This is a genomic window from Acetivibrio cellulolyticus CD2 (genome assembly GCF_000179595.2).
In the GTDB taxonomy this organism is placed as follows: domain Bacteria; phylum Bacillota; class Clostridia; order Acetivibrionales; family Acetivibrionaceae; genus Acetivibrio; species Acetivibrio cellulolyticus.
This window is the reverse complement of the sequence record NZ_JH556657.1, coordinates 79,572-104,445: the sequence shown is the minus strand read 5'-3', so window position 1 is coordinate 104,445 and position 24,874 is coordinate 79,572. Positions and strand designations below refer to the sequence as shown.

The following is a 24,874-nucleotide window of genomic DNA, read 5'->3' as shown; positions in this document are numbered from 1 at the left end:
ATTATATACAAGGATATAGTTTGACTTGGTGCAAACAAAATATTATTAAATAGTACACTTGAAATTCAAAAATAATTTAAGTCATGCTATAATTAAGCAATGGATTACGGATTTCTATATAATTTTTGTATCTAAAGAGTAATAATGAGAAAATAGGAGAGTGTTAAATGCCATCACCAATGATTCATCTACTTGTAGCATATGAAATAAACCCTAAAGCACCAGATTTATTCTGGGTTGGGAATTTTGCTCCTGATTATATAAATGATAGACAAAAAAAAGATGAAATTCATTTTAGAAATGCTGAAAACCGTTTGGAAGCGCTTAGACAACTAAGAGAAAAGATTGATAATAACAATCCATTTGAAGCCGGATGGTTGTTACATTTATTTGTCGATACTTGTTGGGATGAAATAATGATACCAGCATTCCAAAATAAATACAAGAATAGCAGTGCTTTTGAGGATTGGTTTATTAAATATAGAGGAGAAACAGCTTTAGCAAGTTATTACATTTATCATCATATGGATTGGGCACCGCAAATATGGACTCAAATTTTAAATGCGGATTTGTCAACTATTAAATCGGAGTTGCCAATAACACAATATGATGTCGAATTGTATAGAGATAGGGTTTACAGGAGACATTCAGAAAGTGATAAAAATTCAGTATCACAAGAGTATACTGAAGAACAAGTATTGGATTTTTCCCGAGAAACCGCCTGCAAATACATTAAGTGGAAAAACCTCCCTGATAATTAATGGAATCAGAAGAGGTTTTTCTTGCTGAGGTTCAATTTTCAGAGCCTTTATTGGATATAGAAGCTATAATTTTTACCTGAATTATTGTCCCAATTGTTTGCACTATCCTTAAAAGCAACATTTATTTGCCCGCTATCTTTTGCAGGGATAGATAATTCAAACATATGCTGGTTTTTATTATTCATAGGAGAAGTTGAAACGTTTTGCCAATTTGTATTATCGCCAAACCCAATTGTTGCAAATACTTGATTTGCACCACTTTTTGCAAGCAGCCCGTTGTAGGTTAGTATTACTTTATCACCTAAAGTTGTAAGCGAAACACCTTTAGAATAATTGTCGTATATTACTTCATCTGCAAACTCTACGTTAAAGCTTTCACAGCCACATTCATTACATCCGGATGACTTACAACCCGTGTTAATTTCAGGTATACTGCTTTTTGTTTCAAAAGCTCTATATATATCCATATTGTTACCTCCTAAAAAACTATATTTTTATAGCCAATATAGTTTTTACAGAGATATAAAAAATTATCTTAAAAGAATAATGGCAAATAATATGTATAGATTGTTGAATTTGGAAAATTATGTTTACGATTGAATTAGATTAATGTATAATTAATAGAAAAGAGAAGATAAATTATAAAAAATTAAGTAAAGAAAGAGGACAATAAGATGTCAATAAAATATGAGTCGGTTGTTCCATGGGGAAGATCATTCGATGAATATGTAGAAATGTTTAAGTTAACAGAATTAGATCTTGAAAAAGATATATTAGGTTGCGGAGATGGCCCGGCAAGCTTTAATAGTATAATGAAACAGAAGGGGAGAAGGGTGGTTTCCGTCGACCCTATATATCAATTTAGCAGACAGGAAATCGAAAATCGTATTGAAGAAACTTATGAAGAGGTCATCAACCAAACAAATCAAAACAAGGATAATTTCATTTGGACTAAAATTAGGGATGTAGAACACTTAGGTGAAATAAGAATGTCTGCTATGAGAGAATTCTTAGTTGATTATGATGTTGGTAAAAGTGAAAATAGGTATGTGTTTGCCGAGTTACCATTCCTTCCATTTCATGATAACGAATTTGATCTAACCCTTTCATCGCACTTTTTGTTTTTATATTCTGATAATTTATCTTTTGAGTTTCATAGAAAAGCCGTAAATGAGATGTTGCGTGTATCAAAAGAAATTAAAATTTTTCCGCTGCTGGATCTAAATGCAGCAAGATCAATATATGTAAATGAAATCATTAAATTATATTCAGATTATGGCTATTATGTCCAGGAATTAGGCGTTGATTACGAATTTCAAAAGGGTGGCAACACTATGTTAAGGATTTCAAAATATCGTTGATCCAGCCAAAACCCTAATGAACGTTCAGTAGGTGGGGGAGAGACAGTCTGTTGATAAGCTACATATCATCTTTATTCATAAGACAAAAGAGTTCTAAATGGGGTGTAAAAAAACAATTGCATGGAGCTTCCCAAAAAGGTAAAATTAACATAAGATTCATCAAAAATTCATCAAAAATACATCGAAAATACATATATTGTGCAATGAAAATAGTTTTAGTTGCATTATACTTTGTTTATATTGTGCGCACATATAATTTTTGAGAGGAATTAGCTTGAAATAATATCTCTGCACAACCTAAGAAATTGCATGTTAAATAAAGATGGGTTTGACCTGAAAAATTAGTGTTCGGAGGAGTGATTTTTATAATTAATGTAGTTATAGCTGATGATATTGCTCTTTTTAGAAATGCAATGAAGACTATTATAGAACAGGATAATGGAATATCCGTTACAGCATGTGTAAGTAACGGAAAAGAAGCAGTTGAAGCATGCCAAAAGCATGATCCCGATGTAATCCTAATGGATATTAAAATGCCAATAATGAATGGTATTGAGGCAACAAAAATTATTAAGAAAAAGAATAGCCTTGTAAAAGTATTGATATTAACTACTTTTCATGAAAATGAAAACATCTGCGATGCTTTTGAATTCGGAGCAGATGGCTATGTACTAAAGGATATAGAACAAACAGAACTAGTCTCTGCTATAAAAAACGTTTCAAAAGGTTTAAATGTTTTTCAAAGTAATATTTTTGAAAATGTCAGAAAACAGTATAATTCAAAAAAATACCTGGAAGATACAGGGGAAAAAGAACAAAACAGCTTTGGACTTACACAAAAAGAACTCCAACTTATAAGATTAATAACTGAAGGTAAAAAGAATAAAGAAATTGCGGAACAAATATTTGTTACAGAAGGTAGTATCAAAAACATGTCTTCTAAAATATTAAAAAAGCTTAATCTTGCTGATCGGACTCAGCTAGCAATTTTTGCAGTAAAAAGTAATTTGGTTTAAATGCCAAAAGATGGTCATCGTTTGAGTTGTACATGATAAGCAAAGGACAAATTGAAAGACCTTAATATGTCCTTTGATTAAACATGTTTTTTTGCGTTAACAAAAAGTTATAGTGCTTCACTGCAAAAGAATCAACTATTTATCTGAATAGTAAGGGAGACAAACTGGAAACATACCTTTTGTGTGGCTAAATAAGTCCGGTCCATTATTGATGTAGTTTTCTAATATTGTTAAATCTCTTGAATCGATAACACCATTATTATCCAAATCTGCACATACTTTCTGAGCGATGTTTTCAAAATAATTGAACATTACTCTTAATGAATCAGCAGCAGTTACCATTCCGTCCTCATTAGTATCTCCGTAAACAATAAGTTTGGAAACACCTACCGGGAATCTGGTTATTTGGTTGTTTATATACTTTTCAATAAGTATGTAATCTTCATTTGTTATCTGACTGTCCCCATTCACATCATAATCTAATATAGTACTAATGTTTGGTGTTGAAGAACCATTCAAATAAAGTCTTATGAAATTCAAAGTACTATTGTCAAAGTTGTTAAAGTATTGGATATTAAACTGAAGAAATTTGGATATTCCAATTATTTCTCCCGATGCGTCTTTTGCCCTAACACGGTAAACATGATTACCGCAAGTTGCTGTATAACATTGTCGGGTACTTGAACCGACATTGACATATGGTTCCGTATCCCTGCTTATTTCATATTCTGTAGCACCACTCATAGCATCCCAGCTAAAAGTTGTATATATCCCATTTAGTGTCACTTTTAAGTTCTTTAACTCTTCTCTCATTTTAATCTCAACATTCATTGAAGAACTGCTTGTACTTATAACTTTTACAGATACTCCGCTTGCTTCATTATAAAAATTCTTACTAGTTGAGAAAGAAGATGTAATGTCTAAAGTATCATCATATTCATTATTATATAAGCTGCCGTAAATCCCTTTTTCAAGTCTTAAGTTTCCAATATTAGGATAATCGAATTTTTCACTGAGAGGTTTACTAACATGCCATATAGCAACTCCACCCTTCAAATTGTTTTTACGTAGTATTGTATCGAAACCATTAAATTGTCGGTTTTCAATTAACAGATATTCTTGAGTAGTTTCTCCTGAAATCATGGGAACTAAAAGAACATCATATATTCCGGGATTATCCGGTAAACTCGAATTAACCGTATAAGTACCAGACGAAGATACAATTGTAGGTGATACAAATCCCATTATCATTTTATTAAATGGGTCTAAGCTAGGCGGTGGAAAAGAATAAGAATCGACCATAATGGATTCATTTTTTATATTGTTGTTTGGAATGCGATATAAATCTTTAGCCCCAAGACTGTGTGACAGTTCATGACAGTAAATACCAAGCGTACTTTCTCCATAATATTTACTGGAATTTACAAATATCATTCCCATATCCTTCATATTCACACCATCTATCATAACTGGGAGATTAGAAGCTGGTACAAGTAGAGCATCAGGACTAAAAAAAGCTCTTGTACCAGGAGTTTTATATTCATCACCACTTGCAAGAACTAAATTTATTTTTAGTTCATCTATAGTGAGTTTTTCATCAGAATTTTTATCATAATATGGAAAATTTATATACGGAGCTGCTTTATTCATTGCTTCTTTGGTAATGCTTCTTCTGGCGGTATCTGTAAGAGATCCCGCATCATCTCCTGAGGTTTTATAAACGTTTGGATGGGGAATATCAAGTGTAACTCTTATTACACCGTCATTTGCAGTCCCAGAGGTTTCAAGGGCTGGAGGTAAATCTAATTTTCCTCCGGATTGTTGTCTGAGGTAGTTTCTAACTGAGTATACGTTATTATTAGCTAAATTGAAAAAAAGGTCAGAATAATATGAATCACTCTCTTTTACATATCCACTATATCCTGTATCTTTATATGTTGTTGCGAAAATATTTGGATCTTCTGTAAATTGTACTAAAATAACAAGATTGTCTTCAACTCTTTCAAAGGTGCTGCTGGCAAAAACATTTGTACTAAACAAGCTGGTAAAAATAATGACAGAAAAAATAACAAATGAAAAAATTTTCTTCATTCAAAAACCTCCTTTAAAATACTATCATTGAATTGTAATACTAAAAATCTTCTATATGTCGACATATTTTCAATTACATTTTACGTCATTGAAATGTAATTATAAAGATGACCAAAGTAATAACAATTCTTGGAAAAGTGTTACTTTGGTAATATTTTTGCATGTTTAAAGAATAATGGAACGGTGTTAAGTAAGTGTAAATTCTACTATAATTAACACTAATTAATGGCTAAAGAGTTGCTTTTTGTTGTGTTTTTTTGTAAAGTATTAAATATGAAGAAAACATGTGATAGACTTGCAATAACTATTTCCGAATTTATTTCGATTTTAGGGTTTAGTGAAAAAATTTGTTTTCTTATTTTTTCATTAAACCAAGCAGTAACTTAATTTTTAGCCATACCTAAATACATAAAAGGAGAAATTAGTAATCCATGAAAAAACTTAAAAAATTCACTAAAGTATTAGTTTTATTTTTGATTGTATTTTCAATTGTTGGGTGTACAATGTTCAACAATAACCTAGAGCAAAATATTACAGTGGCTTTTGAAGCTGGAGTTCATACGCTTGACCCTGCAATACTTCAACGTATGAACGAACAGTATATTGCATGTAATCTATGGGAAGGTCTTGTAAGAAAGAATCTAAATGGTTTGATAGAACCCAGTATGGCAAAGAGTTGGGATGTTTCGGAGGATGGTTTAACTTATATATTTCACCTCCGAAAAAATATACATTGGAGTGATGGACAAGCAGTAACTGCAGGTCAATTTGAGTATGCTTGGAAAAGGGCATTAAACCCGGAAGCGAAATCAGATGTTGTTTTTATGATGTATTTTCTTAAAAACGGAGAAGCATATAACAAAGGAAAGGCAAGAGCAGAAGATGTTGGAGTGAAAGCATTGGATAATAATACTTTGGAAGTAAGGCTTGAAAAACCTGCACCGTTTTTTTTGGAGATACTTAACTATCATACATATTATCCCGTAAGGCAGGATATAGTTGAAAAAGATTCGGATTCGTGGTACTTGAAGGAAAAAACATTAGTGACTAATGGTCCTTTTTGCGTTCAATCTTTGGATTACAATAAAAACATTATGTTGGTAAAGAATAAATATTACTGGGATGAAAAAAATGTTAAACTTGCTTCAATAAGCTTCAAAATCGAAAGACAACCAGATTCTATATGGAAGCAATATCTAGAGGGAAGTGTTGAATATGGAGATACTTTCCCGAACGATATGGATAAACAAAAAGAGGTAGAATCAAATAAAAACAATGTTATTGTTCAGAATGCTCTTGCTACTACATATATATGCTTTAATTCAAGACGGGCTCCTTTAAATAACATAAATGTCAGAAAAGCTTTTGAAATGGTTCTTGACAAAGAAAAGATTGTTCAAGCACGTAAAAGGTCAGAAAATGTAGCCTCTGGTTTTATTCCTCCTGGGATGCCTGATGTTAAACCTGGTACTGATTTCAGGGAAATTGGCGGCAAATATATGAATGAAAAATTTAATAAGGATAACGTAAAAATAGCTAAAGAACTTCTCGAACAAGCTGGCTATTCTGATCCGAAAAAGTTTCCAACAGTTGTGATACTAGCAACGGATCCTTGGAAGCAAACTGTTAATATTATTGCTTCGCAACTAAAAGAAACTCTTGGAATCAATGTAGATGTGCGTACACATGCTTCTGAGATATTTTATCAACAATATTCTGAAGGTGATTTTGATATTGTATTCAGCAATTGGGTAGCAGATTTTGTTGATCCAATCAATTTTATGGGATTTATAGCAGGTGACAAAAACCTTAAAGGTATATTTACTGAAAAGTTCTATACATTAGTCGATAAAGCAAATTCTATGGCTGATAATGAGCAACGTATAAGTACATTACATGAAGCAGAAAATGATTTGTTAAACTCTTATACATTAATACCATTGTTTTATCTTAAAGATATGTATTATACAAAACCTTATATAAGAAATTATTTAAGGACTCCAACATCAGAATTATATTTTAGAAATGCCTATATTGAAAAACACACTAACTAATACATATCGCAGCTGTAGCTGCAATTGCAGAGCAATGACTGCTGGGATAGACATTCGAAAATATCTTCTGAAAAAGCTTGTTTTTGAAACAAGCTTTTTCAGAAGAAGTGTATAAAATTAACAAATGCAAATTTTTAGATGTTATTGCTTTTTGTTGCGGAGTATAAAGCAAAAAGGGAGAAATAAGCGTGATAGGATTTAAAAGACTAATAAAGCAAAAAAAATCTCTTTTAGCAAAGATTTTAACGGCTATCTCTTTATTTATATTATTAAATTTAATTTTATACCTGGTACCAAGTAAATCAATAAATTACTACTATAACAATCTATTGAAGAATAGCGTTGATCAAGAGCAAATTATGGCAGACAATTTTTTAAAATATCCTGAAAATATAATAAATATTCTGGTCAGAGAAAAATCATTACCGGAATATAAGGGTAAAAATAGTAAATTAAAAGAGGAGATTATTTCGTTATTTGAATCAATTATTATATCTGATTCTCGAATAAGTAATATTTACTATGTTTCCAATAGTAGTGATTTTGTTGCATATAAAAACAAAAAAGAAGTTGGGGCTGAAATTATTCAAACAAGTTGGTTTCAGAATGCCGTGAAAGAGGGAACTCAAACAATTTGGGTATCACACAAGAGTGAATTTACAGGTGAAGATGTACTCAGTTGCTTACAATTAGTACTGGACAAGAGTGGAAGTGCAAAAGGTGTTGTTGGCTTGGATATAGTAGGATATAAGCTAAACGGTTTGGTGAATAATGTTAAGTTCGGTGAAAATGGGTGTCTTATAATATTAGATGGCAATAAAATACTTGTACAGCCTGATAGTAACTATATTGGAGAGGTATTTGATGATAGAATTGCAAAAGAATATAAATATAAATCTCTAGACTATAATAAATTTAATTGGAAAATTGTTGCCCTCGTTCCTGTATATGAAGTAAATAAAAAAATTAGAGCACCATTATTATGGGGCAATGTTTTTTATTTAGTTAGTTTCATTGCAATAGTTGCAATATATATAAAAATTAAGTCGATTGAAATAAGAGAATTGAATCAAACTCTTGAGAAAAAGGTTCTGGAAAGAACTGATGAAGTAAATAAGCTATATCGTGAACTTATTGTTGTCAACGAAGATATTAATATAAAAAATCAAGAGCTAATGGATGCAAATGAAAAGTTAAAAGAACATGCAGAAATTGTAGAGGAACTTGCGATGTCAAAAGAGCGGAATAGGCTTGCAAGGGATGTTCACGACACTATTGGTCATACACTGACACTATTAATAACACTTTTGCAAGTAAGTATTTTGTCACTATCTAAGGATGACAAGCAAGAGACTAAAGATACCTTGGAGACAGCAATTAAGGCTGCCAGAGAAGGCTTAAATGAGGTTAGAAGGTCAATATCTGGTTTTAAGCCTGGAAAGTTAGATGAAAATAATTTGTTTTTAGAGTTGGAAAGATTAGCTGATAATTTTAAGTCGGCAGGAATAAGTGTTGAACTTTCAGTTAGTAAGCTAGTGGAAACTTTAAATAAAGATTACTCTGAAACAGTTTTTAGAATATGCCAGGAGGCTATTACAAACTCTTTAAGACATGGGAAGGCAACCGAAGTCACTATTATAGTCAAATTTAGAGATGGATACATAAATCTATTTATAATTGACAATGGGATTGGGTGTAAGACTACCAATCATAAAGTGGGATTTGGACTCGAAGGAATGAAACAAAGAGTTAAGAAATTGAATGGAAGTATAGAATTTGGATCAAATGATGAGGGTGGATTTAATATTCATGCTGAATTACCTATAGTAAGCTGATGTTTATAAATGCTATTAATCAAATGCTGTGGAAGTTTGGAAGGTGAATAATATGAGTAATGCTTTCGGAGAACTAGGAAATGGCCGATATAAAGGAAATATTATATACCCTATTGAAAAAAATAATAAAATCGGGTTTATTGATAAAGATGGGAAAATAGTAATAGAACCAGAATATGGGGATATGCTATTTGTTAATGAAGGCATGATTGCATTTTTAGATCCTCTTACTGATAGATGGGGCTATATGGATAGCAACTTTAATGTCATTTTTAAACCCCAAATTAAAATTATAACACCCGAAAAATTCAGTGAAGGGTTGGCTGGATATTGTGATGAGTTTAAGCAAAAATGGGGGTATATAGATAAATATGGAAACGTTGTAATAAGCCCAAGGTTTGCTGAAGCATTTGAATTTAGAGATAATTATGCAACAGTTGTTGTTAATGAACTGCAAGAAAGCTGTTGGGGGCGTCCTATAAGTGGTGACAGGTGGGGAGCTATTGATATAAATGGTAATTTTGTTATAGAACCTAAATATGATTTCCTCAAAAATAATTGGAAGGGATTATTTACTGCAAGTAAGGATGACCTTTGGGGGTGTATTGATAAAGACAATAATACTGTTATACCCTTCATTTATGAAAAGCTTAGTCTAAATGAATTTGGTGAGGGCTTATCCCTTGCTAAATATAAAGATAAATGGGGAGTAATCGATATAAAAAATAATGTTGTTATCGATTTCAAAATAGATGATTTTCTCGACCCGTTAGAAGGGTGTTATGGTATTGGTTGGGGTGAAACATCATCCGGTAACGTTAAAGCTTATAAATTCGACAATAAATGGGTACTGTTTAATACAAACGGAATTCCAATAAAAACTTTAGAGGGTTATTTTGTTGTTAAGGAATATATTAACGGTTATGCAATGGCAGTTACTGAAAAAGAGGAGTGTCATATTATTGATGAAGCAGGAAATATAATCTTCTCACGTAAACGAAACTACGCAAAGACTCCCGGACCTTTTAGCGAAGGATTGGCTGCAGTGAATGCAAGTGATATTAATGATCCTTTTGAAGAAAAATACTGTTATATTGATTGTAATGGGAAAGTTGTTATTAATCCTGGTTTTGATTCTGCAGATCCATTTTATGAAAATTATGCTGTAGTAGGAATGTATACATATGGATATGAAACTCAATATGGGATTATAGATAGAAGGGGAGAATATTTAATAAAGCCGTTTTATGATTATATAACAAGATTTTATAATGGAATTGCGTGTGTTAAATTAAATAATAAACATGGATATGTTAATACTTCTGGAAAGCTGATTTACGAACCGGAAGGTTTTCTTTCTGATAGAAACTTTAAAATTTATCTTGTCAAAGGGTGCTGACCCAAATCTTCCTGATAACAAAGGAATGACACCATTAGGAATTGCCGAGGAATATTATTACCAACCTATGATTAAACTTTTAAAAGAATGGGAAATCTAATTATTTAAAATATGTTGCTCATGAGATAGACAAGCTTGATACACTCTCTAAAAGCTAGCTAGCCTTGTGTGGCAAGCTGATACGAGTATTCTATGAAACTCAATGTAGAAAAATAAAAAACGTTGCAAACTAACTGAAAAGTTACGTCTGCAGCGTTTATTTAGATTAGAAAATAGGAGTGTTTTAGTTTTTAACAAACCTACACCATTTTACTAACTCTTAATGCAATGGGTTTTGACAATAAATTTATCATCATAAATATACAAAATTTTCAAATGCCTTTTAACATAATAATCCCTCCTCTTAGTTCTCCTCAAAAATTATGTGTGCGCACATTATGAACAAAGTATAAGGCAATCAAAATTATTTTGAGTGCACAAAGTATGTATTTTTTATGAGTTTTTTATGAGAATTAGGTGACTATTACCTTTTAAGGATTTTCATATTGACAAACTGGAAGTTGTATGTAAAAATATTTCAAAAGTGAGTATGCATAATGGCGATTTTGCTTGAGCTGCATAGGGGTTTACAGCCTTACACGTGGATATATGCCCACGGAGTCACGTAATGGTGATTCTGCGGGCTTTTTATTTAGGAAGGGGATTTTACATAAATCCGAAAGTTGAGATTTGGGGAGAAAGAAAAAAATTATGAAGGATTACGGTTCATATATTTAGAGAAGGAAAGGGTGCATACTATGGATACAGTGGATTCAATGGACAAAATTAAGAATCATTTTGAGGAGGAAGCTGCGCAGTATGACGGTATTATAAAAAACCTTATACCTTATTATTATCAGATGGTTGAGGCAATTGTAAATACTTTGCCTTTTAGCCGTTCAGAAGATTTTGAGGTTATTGATTTGGGTTGTGGTACTGGTACTATATCACGTGCAGTAAAAGATGCTTATCCCAAGGCTAAAATAACATGCGTTGATATTTCAGGAAAAATGCTGCAAATAGCTGCTGGAAAGCTGAATGATGTACAGGATGCAATTTATATCAACAGTGACTTCTATGAATTTAACTTTGGTAGAAAATATGATGTTGTAGTGTCTTCGCTTGCACTCCATCATCTTGTGACAAATGAGGATAAACTTGATTTTTATAGAAAAATATATTCATCCCTTAACACTGGCGGCATATTTATAAATGCAGATGTGGTACTTGCATCCACAGAAATACTTCAGGAATGCTTTATGGAGCAGTGGAAAAATTTCATGTGCATAAATGTGCCTATGGATGAAGTTGAAAGCAAATGGATTCAGACATATTATGATGAAGATCGGCCGGTATCAATGATGGAGCATTTTGATATGCTTAAGGATGCCGGTTTTGAAACAATGGATGTAGTTTGGAAATATTACAATTTTGCTGTATATATGGCAGTAAAGTGAGGAGTATTCTAAAAGTTTTAATATTCGTGGGTATAGAAGTGTTTATAGAAATAATATACGAAAAAGTTTACAGCAAAATCTAACCACCCTTTGAAAGGGTGGTTTAGAGTAATTAACCTTTATTGTTTTGATCGTTTTCAACGATTATAACTGTGCTGCCTGTAGGCTCAAACCCGGTTTGAGTTGCAAGATAAAAAGTTATAGTGTGCTCACCAGCCATGGTGAAGTGAACATTATTCCAAATAAGTATATTTGAAAAAGAGTTCTCATTAACTTCTACACAATTTATATTTGATTCGTGCATAGTTTCATTCAAAGGATTAGATATTCTAAATTTAAAGTTAACGATGCCATTAGGTACATTAAATACTGTAGTATAGGTTACAAATGACATTGTAATTTGCGGTGCCTTAAAAAACGGATTAAAAAGAAGATCCCGTCCTCGAAGTTTTGTAATTTCATCAAACACAAGGATATTAACAATTGCCGGTGAAATATTTAATATAATAATCCCCACCCTTATATAATTTACTTTTGTATTCAGTGTATTTTAATATCAAAATTTACTTTCTAGGTTATATTTCTCGCATGTCCTGAAAAATCATATTACGAGGTTACTAACACTATTAATTATTCTACTGCATTTTTTTTATTTCTTCAATAAGCAAAAGGAAGGCAGGTAAATATATTGAATTTGGAGGATTTATATATTAAAATATTGTATGGTTATATCAGGAAACACAGTATTGGGATAAGCCAAAAAGTAAAAATGTAATTATAATTATAAATGAGGTGTCGATATGATTAAACGCGCTAATGAAATGGTTAAGGAGATAAAGGAGCAAATGAGGGGTGGAAAGGGTTCTGTTGAAATCCTTCATGTTTTCCAGCAGGAAGAACTTAAAGGGAAAGCTAGACTTTGTGCCAAAATTTCAATAGGGCCAGGCTCATCAATTGGACTGCATCAGCACGATAATGAAGAAGAAATTTTCTACATCATCAACGGTAAGGGAATGGTAAATGATAATGGAACCTTAAGTGAAGTTGGAGTGGGGGATTCCATTATAACGGGAAATGGGGCTTCACATGCTGTTGAAAATATTGGAGACAGTACTTTGGAAATGATGGCTGTAATTTTACTTTACTAATTTGGGATATTTGCTTTGCACTAAGTAAAAAACAAAAAAAGATAGCTGCAGCTTCAAGCAGCAGCTATCTTTAACAGTTTATCAATTATTCTATCAATATTATCAAGGTCAAATTCGACAGGTGCAAGGTCGGGAATAGTAGCAAGCAGATATTTAAGTTCTATAATAAGGTTATCCTTTTTTCGAACAAGATCTTCATAACTATTGAATTCCTGGCCGTTCCTTATTTCATGCAGGGCTTTTACACTAAGTTCCTGTTCCCAATTGATAATCTTTTCCCGTATAAATCTGTTTTCAATTGACAGATTTGATATCTCTGCATTCATTTTAGTAATACTATTCTTCAGATCTTTTTTCATAAAATACATTTTTATAGGAAAGGTAACTTTTCTTATTTCACTGCTGTCCTTTATAAAATCGTACCATTCATTCAATTTTGCAGTGATGTTCATGTTTATTTCCTTCATTTTTTCTAAATTGGACTTAAAGCTGTCAATATCGCCCTGAATTTCAACTTTTGATGAATTAAATATACTTTCGTAAAAATTGTCAGAGTTGCTTTCTATCCCTGAAGAGAGTTTTTTCAGCTCTTTATAGACATCATTTAATTCGTTTAGCAATGAGAGTACAAAGGCAGACCTTTTTTGCATATTACTATCCTTCATTCTATTCACCTCTAAATTCTTTCAAATATTTAGATGATACCCAACCGGATATACCGTCCTTTGTTGTTATTTTATACCAGGCTCCGTCTTCGGCTTCCTTTATTACAATTGATTCAAATGGAAGCTGAAGTAGCTTTTTTGAAGAGGCATTGGGTTTTTCTCTAAGATTAAGTCCGGTTTCTGCAGTGATTATATATTTAGACTGAACAATACTATCATTAGATTCTGTTGTTGGTTTATAATCAGTTTGAGCAGCAACAGGCTGCGGAGTGCCGCTAATATCCAGTATTTCATCCCATACATAAGATACAATTCCTTTAACAGTATAGAATGCTTTAGTTTGTTCATCCATAAGATCAAGACCTGCATATTTGTAAGTAAGGGCCTTACCGTAGGGGAAGAAGCATAAAAAACAGTAAATAGCAGCAATGCCTATAAAGGCTAATTTTTTATGCTGAATAAAAAATCTTATGGGCGTACATAGTACATATGCTACGGACAAGAATGCTTTTTTTACGTGTTCTTTTGCAGTAATTTTTTCTTCATGAGAATTTTCATAAGGTGACCCGTTAAGTGAATACCTGAGTGAGTGGAATTCTCCTGCCTGTGACCTTATGGCTTTGTAATCCTGGGATGAAGCATTATATGTGCACGATTCCTTTTCGGTTTCAATATGGTTATTTTCACTTTTTACTTTTGAGGGTTGTTTAATTTTACTTATAAATCCGATTAATGCTTTGAATATATATAAAAGTCCGCCAAAGATAAATACAGCTGAATACTTAAGACCTTTTAGCAATAGCAGAGGCAGCCTGATCAGGAGAAATTTCAGATCTGCCAGGATATCATGAGAATATTGTCCGAACCATTCCTTAACTGAAAAAGGAAGGTCAAAGTCAATATCCTTACTGGTTCTGATATCGCTGCCTTCAATATTTAATTCGGAATTTAATATTGATGAGGTAAAGTCAAACCTCAAAGATGGCAAAGTATCTTTGATATTTACCTTGCAAACATCTTCATATTTTTCCTTGCCTGAATAGTTATTCAGGTATTTATTGGTGATAAACAGGTCTGTATTCCAATGATTGCTTACTACTTTAATTGTCCATGCTGCCAGCTCTTTATTGCCAATAGTTTCAAGAGGGTCATCAAGCAATTCTTTTAAAGCAACCAATGAATCCTTAAGCCTTAGTTCATTTATTCTGATAATGGAAAGTCTTCTTATATATTCATCTGAATTGCTCAAGTATGGAATTATTTCTTTAATTGTAGTCAATTTTTTTATGATTTTCTCAGTATCCTTTTCTATCCTATACCAATCCGGGTAGTTTTCGATTGCCTTTGATACAGCCATTAATTTTCACCTCGCTTATGGTGAGATTAATTTTAAGGAAATACCTTCCTAAATATATAATAGCATGGTTTTGCGAGGAATTATGTAGATAATTTCTACTAACAAGGACTAGTAAATACGGTCCATTTTAACGTGGGAAACGTAGTTCTAATAACTCATGTAATATAAAAATAATGAATCATTAGTAAGAGAATAAACATATTTTATATTAGATTTATTTTAAATATGGTATAATTAATTATCACTATTCTTCATTTGTTTGTTTTGTAGTAAAGAATGCTATAATGAAAAAATGCAAAATATCACACTTTCATTTATGAATTGCAACTGTAAGCCCTTAAGTTTATAGGAGCAGCTCATACAAATTTATAGGGATAGGAGCGATATCTATTGAAGAAAACATTCGTTCTTGACACTAATGTACTACTGCAAACTCCCTTCGCGCTGTATTCGTTTGGTGACAATAGTATAGTAATTCCTGAGGTTGTTCTGGAAGAATTGGATAAATTCAAGAAGGACAATTCAGAATTAGGCGCAAATGCACGCCATGTAGCAAGGATATTGGATGACTTGAGGTCTAAAGGGGATCTTAGCAAAGGGGTTACACTGGAGAACGGCGGAGAATTAAGGGTTGAACTGAATTGCAATAATGTTAAACTGCCAGCTAGTTGGTCGGAAGTAAACAATGATAATAGAATTCTAAAAGTATGTAAAGGATTAATTGAAAAAGGCGAAAGCGTTTTTTTGGTAACAAAGGATGTATTTGAAAGAATAAAGGCTGATGTTTTAGGTATTATAGCGCAAGACTTTTTTGCAGAGCAGGTTCCGGAATATAAAGAGCAATATCAGGGAAGATTGGATGTATATACGACAGAACAGAAAATTAATGAATTTTACAGCAAGGGATCTTTGCAGGTTGAAGATATATTTTGTTTTAACTGTGATTATTCAAAGCAGGAATGCCCCGAATTAGTTATAAACCAGTTTTTGATAATACATTCTTCTGTTAATGAAAAGCAGACTGCTTTGGGCAAATACGATGGAAAAAGAATTGTACCCTTGACATTTTTACAGGAAAGGCCTTTTGGTGTAACACCAAGAAATGCAGGCCAGAAATTTATGCAGGAAGCATTAATGATGGATGCAGATAAAGCACCGCTTGTAATAGTTAAAGGACCTGCAGGTACAGCAAAAACCTTTTACTCTCTAGCTGTCGGATTACATAAAATAATGGGTGATCAAAATAAGTTATACAGGAAAATACTTGTATGCAGGCCAAATGTTCGCTTGGACGAGGATATTGGATTTCTTCCTGGTACAGAGCAGGACAAAATTGCTCCATTTTTAAGGCCGGTAATAGATAATCTTGAAGTGCTGATAGATAATGATGAAAATGAAAGATATAACAGTGAGAAAGAATTAAAAGACAAAGTAGATGAGCTTTTTGACAGGAAAATAATAAACACTGAGGCAATTGCTTTTATACGCGGAAGATCTATAGTGAAGCAGTGGGTTATTATTGATGAGGCTCAGAATCTTACACCCAAGCAGGTTAAAGGTATAATAACTCGTGCAGGGATAGGGACAAAGATAATTTTAATTGGAGACCCGGAACAGATTGATCATCCATTCCTTGATATAAGGACAAACGGTTTGTGCTATGCGTCAGAACGAATGAAGGGAAGTTCGCTTTGTTGCCAGGTCACATTAACCGATGAAGAATGCGAACGTTCAGATCTGGCTTATGAGAGTGCAAAAAGGATGTAGAGAGGAAATAACATAAAATATATAAACTCCTTTTATTGGTGTTTCAAAATTGTAACACCAATAAAAGGAGGATTTTTTTAAAATACGACGAATAGTATTAATCTTATAATTAGCTTATATTACCAACAAAAAAACTGGAGTAAGTTTTGCACAATTAATATAAAAAAAATGATATTGCGTATAATATGAATAGAGTAATTACACAGACGATTAAGAGCAAAACATGCAGCTGCTTGCTTATGCCTGGAGGAGATTAATATGCGAGTTTTAATGCTATCGTGGGAATATCCGCCTAGAATTGTGGGTGGGATATCTAGAGTTGTACATGGTTTGGTCCAGAAAATTGCATCAAAAGGAAACGAAGTTCATGTTATAACATGTTGGGAGATGGGAACAAAAGAACTGGAAAAGGATGAAAATGTTTATGTTCACAGACTTCACTCATATGATGTAAATGCTAATAATTTTGTAGATTGGGTGCTTCAATTAAACTATGTTCTTATAGAATATGGAGTCAAATTGATAAATGAAACAGGAAAGTTTGATATAATTCATGCTCATGATTGGATAGTGGCTTTTGCCGCAAGAGCATTAAAGCATTCGTATACAATACCTATGGTAGCAACAATTCATGCTACAGAGCATGGACGAAATTGTGGAATACATAGTGATACTCAAAGTTACATCAACAATGTTGAGTGGTGGTTGGCTTACGAATCATGGAAACTTATCGTCAATAGCGGATATATGAAAAATGAAGTTAAATGCGTTTTTAACATACCTGATGACAAAATCTATATTATTCCTAATGGTGTTGATCTAAACAAATTTAATGGATATGAAAAAGATATTGAATTTAGAAGAAGGTATGCTGCGGATAATGAAAAAATAGTTTTCTTTGTTGGAAGACTGGTAAATGAAAAGGGCGTACATGTTTTGATTGATGCAGTTCCCAAGACACTGCATTATTATAATGATACAAAGTTTATAATAGCCGGAAAAGGTCCGGAAATTGACCACTTGAAGTGGATGGTGTACCAGAAGGGGATAGCACATAAGGTATGCTTTACAGGTTATATTTGTGATGAAGACCTTCTAAAGCTTTACAAGTGTGCTGATGTGGCAGTATTTCCAAGCCTTTATGAACCTTTCGGTATTGTTGCTTTAGAAGGAATGGTTGCCAATGTACCTGTTGTTGTTTCGGAAGCAGGGGGACTCGCAGAGATCGTTGATCATGGTGTGGATGGTATGAAATCTTATACAGGTAATGCCAATTCCCTAGCCGACAGTATACTGGAGATACTACATAACCCAGATAAGGCTGAAAGAATGAAGAAAAAGGCGTTTGAAAAAGTGCATACCATATACAATTGGGATGTAATTACCGAACAGACACTTAAGGTTTATAACGATGTAATAGAAGATACTAAGAGAATAGGGTGGAACCTTCCTAGTATTAAGCAAGGTCTGGATAATTTGTAAGGAAGTTCCGTAAGATAGTGAGCTCTAAAAAGCATAAATAATTTTTAAAACAGTTTTAAAGTAAATTTTTGTTTGTATTATAGAAAAATATGCTATAATATATAAGTTGTTTGTGAATAATTAAAAATTTGTATAGCTAAAAGTTAGTTGAGCTATATTTACTATAAATATATATATAATCCTTTGAATTTAACTTTAGAGTTTTTCATCCATAGTATTTTGGGCTTGTGATGGTTCTATAAAACTCTGAAATTGTATAAATTGATAAAACATATGGATATCTTATATTTCGATTTTAGAAATTTGCAAAGCAAATGTACCACAATCGAATAGGGCGAAAAATGCCTATGAAATTTTGATTATAATACACTGTAAACAGTGTATATAAATAGAGACTAACAAATAAATTGTTTCGTGCGGATGTTTTGGTATAGGGTGTAGGAAGTAATTAACTTTTCTTTTTCTTGCGGGTCTTTTTTGGAGAATATTATTATGAAGGAAAAAGGGTTAATATTTTCAATTTCCCTGGATCGAGCAATGATGTTGTTAATATGAGCGGATTAGAGGAAAAGTATTATTTAATGCTGTTGTAAAATTATACATCTTCTTGCTTTTATCATTAACCTGGAAGCGGATATATATACTGGGTTTGTTTTAATTTGTTTAGATGACAAAAATATCTTAAAACATAATGATATTGGTAAAACGCGGGATTTATTTGAAGCTCTATGAAAATAAACTCAATTACTTATAGAAGAAAGTGGAGGTTTAAGCGTGGCTAAAAAGAAGAAAAAACTAAAGATAATACCACTCGGCGGAATGGGGGAAATAGGCAAAAATATAACTCTGTTTGAATATGATGAGGATATATTTGTTGTTGATTGCGGAGTGGCCTTTCCAGAAGATGACATGTTAGGAATTGATCTTGTTATTCCTGATGTTACTTACCTATCTAAAAATATTGAAAAAGTCAGAGGGATAGTTGTAACCCATGGACATGAAGATCATATCGGTGCACTTCCTTATATATTAAAGGATTTAAAGGTGCCTGTTTATGGGACAAAGTTGACATTAGGCCTTATTGAACAAAAACTTGAAGAGCATGGTATTTTAAATGACGTAGAATTAAGGGTGGTAAAACCTTCTGATGTAGTAAGCCTTGGTTGTTTCAAGGTTGAATTTATACGTTCAACCCACAGTATTGCAGATTCTGTTGCTCTCGCAATACAGACACCGGTTGGTACTGTAATACATACTGGTGACTTTAAAATTGATTATACACCTATTCAGGGAGAGGCGATGGACCTTGCAAGATTGGCTGAATTGGGTAATAAAGGTGTTCTGCTTCTTATGAGTGATAGTACCAACGTTGAACGTCCCGGTTATACAATGTCTGAAAGGACTGTAGGGGAAGCTTTTGAAGAAATATTTATGAACGCAAAGAGAAGGATTCTTGTTGCTACATTTGCTTCAAATGTTCATCGAATCCAGCAGATTGTAAATGCAGCGGTCAAGTTTGATAGAAAAATTGCCATTTGCGGCAGAAGTATGATAAATGTTGCCAAGGTTGCTATGAATTTAGGATATTTGGATATGCCTGAAGGGATACTTATTGATATTGACCAGATTTCAAAGTATCCGGAGGAAAAACTGGTTATAATAACCACCGGAAGTCAGGGCGAGCCAATGTCGGCATTGGCAAGGATGGCTGCGGGCGATCACAAAAAGGTCGATATTGTTCCGGGTGACTTGGTAATTATATCTGCAAGCCCTATACCTGGAAACGAAAAAACAATTTCAAAGGTAATTAATGAGCTTTTCCGTAAGGGTGCTGAAGTAATATATGAGTCTTTGGCAGAAATCCATGTTTCCGGACATGCCTGTCAGGAAGAGTTAAAGCTGATTTACAGCCTTATAAAGCCAAAATTCTTTATGCCTGTGCACGGAGAATTCAGACATCTTAAACGTCATGCAAATCTTATACATGAATTGGGTATGCCAACAGAAAACATTTTTATCATGGATATAGGAAGAGTAATGGAACTCACGGAAGATTCGGCCAGGATAAATGGAAGTGTTACCTCGGGCAGAGTATTAGTTGACGGCTTAGGAGTAGGCGATGTAGGAAATATCGTACTGCGCGATAGAAAGCATTTATCCCAGGATGGCCTTATAGTAATAGTTATCACCATAGAAGGGGATACAGGAAATGTTGTTGCCGGACCGGATGTGATTTCAAGAGGTTTTGTATATGTCAGAGAATCTGAAGACTTGATTGAGCAGATAAGAGAAGTCAGCAGACTGGCCCTTCAGAGGTGTGAAGATAAGAGGAAGAATGATTGGTCTACTAAGAAGAGTATAATAAGAGATGCTCTTAGGGACTATTTATATGAAAAGACAAAAAGGCGTCCAATGATCCTTCCTATAATTATGGAAGTTTAAACGATCATACAGTAGTACTTATTGGTTGGAGGGGTAATAATGATAGTTATCGGTGAGAAAATAAACAGCAAAACTGCTGCTGTTAAGGTCGCTATAGATAGCCGGGACTCCCGCTATATACAGGAGCTTGCGAAAAAGCAATACGAAGAGGGCGCAACCTATATAGACGTTAATGCCGGTGCTTTTGAAGATGAGCCGGAAAGACTTGAATGGCTTATTAACACTATTCAGGATGTTGTTGACGCACCTTTTTCAATTGACTCTCAAAACGCCAATGCAATAGAAAAGGCTTTAAAACTCAATAAAAATCCTAAGCCTATTATTAATTCTATTACAGGGGAAAAGGAAAGATTTAATTCGGTACTTCCGTTAGTAGTGGAATATAATGCAAGTGTAATAGCATTATGTATGGATGATACAGGAATGCCCGAGACTATGGAAGAGAGGCTTAGTATTACTGATAACCTTATATTGAGCCTGACAAAGGAAGGCGTAAAGTTGGATGATATATATATCGATCCGTTTGTAAGGCCTGTTGGAACTGGTATTCATAACGGCTCAATAGCTCTTGAAACCTTCACAAAAATCAGAAGTGAGTTTCCAGGCGTTCATATTACATGCGGTATAAGCAATATTTCTTTTGGAATACCTGCAAGGAAACTTATGAATCAGGCATTTTTAGTTGCTGCAATGGTGAGTGGGGCAGATACTGTTATATTGGACCCTCTTGACAAAAAGCTTATGTCACTCCTCTATGCAACAGAAACTCTTACGGGGAATGACGAATTCTGCATGAATTATCAGATGAAGTTCAGGGAAGGTATGTTGGATTTTTAATTTATTTCATTACAACAACGTTTTGGGTAAACTCCTGACCTGCTTTGCGATAAAGGGGATTTTGATATCCCAGAACATACATATCGGTTGCAAAAGACTCTATTTCGAGCATTCTTCTTAAAAGTGGATTGCACGATTTTGAAAAGTTAGCGGTTTTAGTTATAATAGGTAGGTGAGTGCTTTTATTTATCATAGATAAAAGCTGCCTGCCTTTATTATTTAGACCCAAAACTCTTGCATACTGAGGTCCGCCAAACTTATTGAAGGTATCCAGATCATTTGAAGTAAAGCCTGTCATTACACTTGTAATAATTCTTTGAATGCGGGTTCTCGTATATCTTTTGGTTAATATGCTTTCAATAAGAGTCTCTAGAGTTCCGCAGGCTTCTGCTGCATCTTTTATTCTATTCTCCATTCCTTCTTTTACATAAGGCAGTAGTTTTAGTTCTTCCTTTGGCATTCTGCGGATGCTCGAAATGACCAGTTGTTCATAGAGATTCGAATATATTGGCCCCCTGCCGGAATTGAATTCTTCTTCCAAAATGTTTAGAGAATTGGCCGGTAAAACTATATCCAGCTGGTTTTTATCTGTTTCGGTTGCATGGGCGAGCAGTGAAGCGTCAGCCAAACGACCAGTTTGAATCAATTTTCTGATGGCTGTAGCGCTCGAAATACTGCCTGTGATTTCGGACGAATTGTAGGAATTATTTATACGTTTTATTGAAAGTGGAGTAATTTTGCTTTTAAGTCTTTTTAATGCTTTTATGTATTCTATACCTAAAATATTGTTTGAAGAACTGATAACAGCTTCAATATCGGATATCTGAGAGCCTTTCTCGGATAAATAGCTCTTTAGTGCAAGTTCCCTTGAGGCTGGAAAAGAAATTCCTTTGGCGAGCTCTTGTTTCAAAGCCTGTTTATAGCTTTCCGGTTCATTAATCAATATATCTGCAATAGTGCTAAAAGTATCTATATCAGCGTTTTCACTGCCAAAACACAGATAATCTACAACACCTATATCGTTAAGAATTTTGACAGCTCCGTAAGCAAAAAACTCAGCACTCGACATGGCATAGGGTACAGGAAGCTCTATAACCAGATCAATTCCGCATTGCAAAGCCATTTTAGCTCTAGCCCATTTATTTATAATTGCAGGTTCTCCTCTTTGTATAAAGTTTCCGCTCATAACACATACAACAAAATCTGCATTACACATGCTTCTGGCTTGCTCAAGATGGTATAGATGACCATTGTGAAAAGGGTTATACTCAACTATTAAACCTAATACCCGCATTAAAAGATTTCCTTTCGCATTGTATTTAATATATTATAACCCATATATGGACGGATAAAAATAATTTTTACCTTAATGGAGATAATATTATTATGAACATTTAATATTGGAAAAGGAGAAGGATATAAATGGAAAATGCAGTGGTGAACGAGTTGAATACTGTATTAAAAGGTACGCTTATGGCAGTAGAATCTTATGATAAATATATCAATGAGCTGGAAGATAAAAAAATCAAGGATGAATTAAAAAAGATACAGGGCGACCACAAGGAACATGCAAATTTGTTGGAAAACAGGATAAAAGAACTGGGAGGCAAACCTAACGAAAAGCTTGGGGTTGCAGGAGCTATGGCAAGTGCCAAAATAGCCATCCAGAATATAGGAAACACTAAAGCTGTAGACATACTTAAGCGGGCTTATGATGGAGAAGATAAAGGTATATCTATGACAGAAGAGATTATTAAAGGGGACCTTGATGATAAAAGTATGAAGTTGGTTAGTGACATTTTATCTATGGATCATGGTCACCTAAAGAGAATGAATACTCTCATAGTAGAGCAGGGGAAAATGTAAACCATATTTAGAAATCCTAAAAATATAAGTTCGACTACCTTTTTACTTTAAAGTCTTGTGTTTTGTTCTTTAATCAAAGTCTATAAAAAGACTGTTATTTAAGGCTTCAGGGGACTTCGATTCCACCTGAAGCCTTTGTATCCCGCTTCTTTTTTAACTTTTCTTAGCTTCTTTTTCCAGACTTTCTGTGTTTGAAATTGCAATCCTGCCTTTTATATCTGTAAGGGATAGATTTTTCTCGGTAACTACCTTTTCCAGTTCATAAATTGAGTAGTCAAGCTTACTTGATATATCCTGATTTTTTGGGTCAACTGTGTTTTTGTATATTCCCCAGGTAGACTTCAAATTACTAATATCTTTTCCTGCCTGATCCCAGTTTGAAATGGTAGCATTTAGTACTGCATTTCTGGCAAAATACCTGATTCTTTTAATTTCTGGGGATGTTTCCGTTTTGTACAGCATATAAAAATCAGGAACATATGAATATAAATTATTTGCGGCTAAAAGTGTGTTATCTTTGTTTTTTGTAAGGATAGTGGAGGTTAAAGTATTTAAAGCGTTGTCGAAATTGTCAAGCAGTTGTCTATTTGCGTTCTTCTTAGTAGCTGAAGGTAGATAACTATTCCACTGGTAATGCAAATTATTGATAACGGGGGAAATTTCCTGCCAAGGGTCCTTTGTTGCACTAGCTTGGTTTTGGCTATTCTGGGCGTTATTTGAGGGCTGGGGAGTTTTTTGTCCCTGGCTGCCTTGACTTCCTTGACCGCCTTCACTTCCTTGCTGACCCTGATTTTGATCGCCACTACTCTGGCTGCTTTGTTGGCCCTGATTCTGACCAGTTTTTTGGGGAGCTTGGTTCTGTCCTTCTTCTTGTTTTTTTTCTTCTTTTAATGTTACTGACGGGCCTCCTAAAGTTTTGATGATTTTTTCTATACTGCTTTCTATATTTTCGAGGTCCTTAGGGACTTTGTCTGATTGCTCACTGGCTTTCATCTGTTTTGCTTGCGATTCCTGATTTTGTTTGTTTTTGCTGCAGCCACATAGCATCAAAATGTTAGCTGTGAGAACTACTAATACTATTTTAGATAAGTTTGGTATCAGTTTCATATTATTCTGCAATTCCCTCCTTTTCTGTGAATTTTAAGATTACTATTATTATTTCTAAATAATGATTTTAAATACAGTTTGTTGTTTCTAAGGAAGAAGAAAAAATTACATAAAGGTTTTTTTTTATTTTTGTCAAATTAATTATGTAATATAATAGGCATTTGCAAAATGACTTAAAAAATCAGATGTA

At 33.5% G+C, this 24,874-nt stretch carries 21 protein-coding genes; 14 read left to right on the top strand and 7 right to left on the bottom strand.

What is annotated here, in order from left to right; genetic code table 11:
* The first annotated feature begins 167 nt into the window (after positions 1-167).
* Positions 168-761, top strand: a complete 594-nt coding sequence (locus ACECE_RS0212575) for a zinc dependent phospholipase C family protein (protein ID WP_010247581.1) — start codon at positions 168-170, stop codon at positions 759-761.
* Positions 762-808: 47 nt separating this feature from the next.
* On the opposite strand, the gene ACECE_RS0212570 is transcribed toward ACECE_RS0212575, so the two are convergent.
* Positions 809-1,228 carry a carbohydrate-binding protein gene (locus ACECE_RS0212570; RefSeq protein WP_010247579.1) on the bottom strand — a complete coding sequence of 140 codons (420 nt, stop codon included), beginning with the start codon at positions 1,226-1,228 and terminating at the stop codon, positions 809-811.
* Between the two features lie 207 nt (positions 1,229-1,435).
* On the opposite strand from ACECE_RS0212570, the gene ACECE_RS0212565 reads away from it, so the two are divergent.
* Positions 1,436-2,122 carry a class I SAM-dependent methyltransferase gene (locus tag ACECE_RS0212565; RefSeq protein ID WP_010247577.1) on the top strand — a complete coding sequence of 229 codons (687 nt, stop codon included), beginning with the start codon at positions 1,436-1,438 and terminating at the stop codon, positions 2,120-2,122.
* 356 nt (positions 2,123-2,478) lie between these two features.
* Positions 2,479-3,138: a response regulator transcription factor gene (locus ACECE_RS0212560; RefSeq protein ID WP_010247575.1), complete on the top strand. Its 660-nt coding sequence runs from the start codon at positions 2,479-2,481 to the stop codon at positions 3,136-3,138.
* Between the two features lie 135 nt (positions 3,139-3,273).
* On the opposite strand, the gene ACECE_RS0212555 is transcribed toward ACECE_RS0212560, so the two are convergent.
* Entirely contained in the window at positions 3,274-5,229 is a 1,956-nt protein-coding gene (locus tag ACECE_RS0212555) for a dockerin type I domain-containing protein (protein ID WP_010247573.1), read from the bottom strand.
* 431 nt (positions 5,230-5,660) lie between these two features.
* Here ACECE_RS0212555 and ACECE_RS0212550 point away from each other — a divergent pair, with 431 nt between their 5' ends.
* The 5 genes from ACECE_RS0212550 (at position 5,661) to ACECE_RS0212530 (ending at position 12,013) form a co-directional block, all read left to right on the top strand.
* On the top strand, positions 5,661-7,283 hold the full coding sequence (locus ACECE_RS0212550; protein ID WP_010247570.1) for a peptide ABC transporter substrate-binding protein: 1,623 nt from the start codon (positions 5,661-5,663) through the stop codon (positions 7,281-7,283).
* A gap of 188 nt (positions 7,284-7,471) precedes the next feature.
* Positions 7,472-9,118, top strand: coding sequence for a sensor histidine kinase (locus tag ACECE_RS29375; RefSeq protein WP_010247567.1), 1,647 nt, complete (start codon positions 7,472-7,474; stop codon positions 9,116-9,118).
* Between the two features lie 52 nt (positions 9,119-9,170).
* Entirely contained in the window at positions 9,171-10,517 is a 1,347-nt protein-coding gene (locus tag ACECE_RS0212540) for a WG repeat-containing protein (RefSeq protein WP_010247566.1), read from the top strand.
* Positions 10,501-10,617, top strand: a complete 117-nt coding sequence (locus ACECE_RS32325; RefSeq protein WP_162862540.1) for an ankyrin repeat domain-containing protein — start codon at positions 10,501-10,503, stop codon at positions 10,615-10,617. The genes ACECE_RS0212540 and ACECE_RS32325 overlap by 17 nt, the downstream gene beginning before the upstream one ends.
* 697 nt (positions 10,618-11,314) lie before the next feature.
* Complete coding sequence (locus ACECE_RS0212530) at positions 11,315-12,013, top strand: class I SAM-dependent methyltransferase (RefSeq protein WP_162862539.1); 699 nt, start codon at positions 11,315-11,317, stop codon at positions 12,011-12,013.
* Positions 12,014-12,125: 112 nt separating this feature from the next.
* Here ACECE_RS0212530 and ACECE_RS0212525 read toward each other — a convergent pair whose 3' ends face one another.
* Positions 12,126-12,530 (bottom strand): hypothetical protein, encoded by a 405-nt coding sequence (locus ACECE_RS0212525; RefSeq protein WP_010247562.1) that lies wholly within the window; start codon positions 12,528-12,530, stop codon positions 12,126-12,128.
* A 283-nt stretch (positions 12,531-12,813) separates the two neighbouring features.
* Between ACECE_RS0212525 and ACECE_RS0212520 the strand changes: the two genes are divergently transcribed.
* Positions 12,814-13,161 carry a cupin domain-containing protein gene (locus ACECE_RS0212520; protein WP_010247560.1) on the top strand — a complete coding sequence of 116 codons (348 nt, stop codon included), beginning with the start codon at positions 12,814-12,816 and terminating at the stop codon, positions 13,159-13,161.
* A gap of 53 nt (positions 13,162-13,214) precedes the next feature.
* Here the strand turns inward: ACECE_RS0212520 and ACECE_RS0212515 are convergent, their stop codons facing one another.
* A complete protein-coding gene (locus tag ACECE_RS0212515) occupies positions 13,215-13,826 on the bottom strand; it encodes a hypothetical protein (protein ID WP_010247558.1) in 612 nt (203 codons plus the stop codon).
* Position 13,827: 1 nt separating this feature from the next.
* Positions 13,828-15,183, bottom strand: a complete 1,356-nt coding sequence (locus ACECE_RS0212510) for an SH3 domain-containing protein (protein WP_010247556.1) — start codon at positions 15,181-15,183, stop codon at positions 13,828-13,830.
* Between the two features lie 390 nt (positions 15,184-15,573).
* Between ACECE_RS0212510 and ACECE_RS0212505 the strand changes: the two genes are divergently transcribed.
* From ACECE_RS0212505 to ACECE_RS0212490, 4 genes are all read left to right on the top strand, one after another.
* Complete coding sequence (locus ACECE_RS0212505; RefSeq protein WP_010247553.1) at positions 15,574-16,950, top strand: PhoH family protein; 1,377 nt, start codon at positions 15,574-15,576, stop codon at positions 16,948-16,950.
* 258 nt (positions 16,951-17,208) lie between these two features.
* Positions 17,209-18,432, top strand: a complete 1,224-nt coding sequence (locus ACECE_RS0212500; protein ID WP_010247551.1) for a glycosyltransferase family 4 protein — start codon at positions 17,209-17,211, stop codon at positions 18,430-18,432.
* A 774-nt stretch (positions 18,433-19,206) separates the two neighbouring features.
* On the top strand, positions 19,207-20,874 hold the full coding sequence (locus ACECE_RS0212495) for a ribonuclease J (protein ID WP_010247550.1): 1,668 nt from the start codon (positions 19,207-19,209) through the stop codon (positions 20,872-20,874).
* Between the two features lie 39 nt (positions 20,875-20,913).
* Entirely contained in the window at positions 20,914-21,711 is a 798-nt protein-coding gene (locus ACECE_RS0212490; RefSeq protein ID WP_010247548.1) for a methyltetrahydrofolate--corrinoid methyltransferase, read from the top strand.
* Between the two features lies 1 nt (position 21,712).
* Here the strand turns inward: ACECE_RS0212490 and ACECE_RS0212485 are convergent, their stop codons facing one another.
* On the bottom strand, positions 21,713-23,005 hold the full coding sequence (locus ACECE_RS0212485; protein ID WP_010247546.1) for a nucleotidyltransferase: 1,293 nt from the start codon (positions 23,003-23,005) through the stop codon (positions 21,713-21,715).
* Positions 23,006-23,133: 128 nt separating this feature from the next.
* On the opposite strand from ACECE_RS0212485, the gene ACECE_RS0212480 reads away from it, so the two are divergent.
* Positions 23,134-23,577 (top strand): DUF2383 domain-containing protein, encoded by a 444-nt coding sequence (locus ACECE_RS0212480; protein ID WP_010247544.1) that lies wholly within the window; start codon positions 23,134-23,136, stop codon positions 23,575-23,577.
* Between the two features lie 153 nt (positions 23,578-23,730).
* On the opposite strand, the gene ACECE_RS0212475 is transcribed toward ACECE_RS0212480, so the two are convergent.
* Positions 23,731-24,684, bottom strand: coding sequence for a hypothetical protein (locus tag ACECE_RS0212475; RefSeq protein ID WP_010247542.1), 954 nt, complete (start codon positions 24,682-24,684; stop codon positions 23,731-23,733).
* Positions 24,685-24,874: the final 190 nt, after the last annotated feature.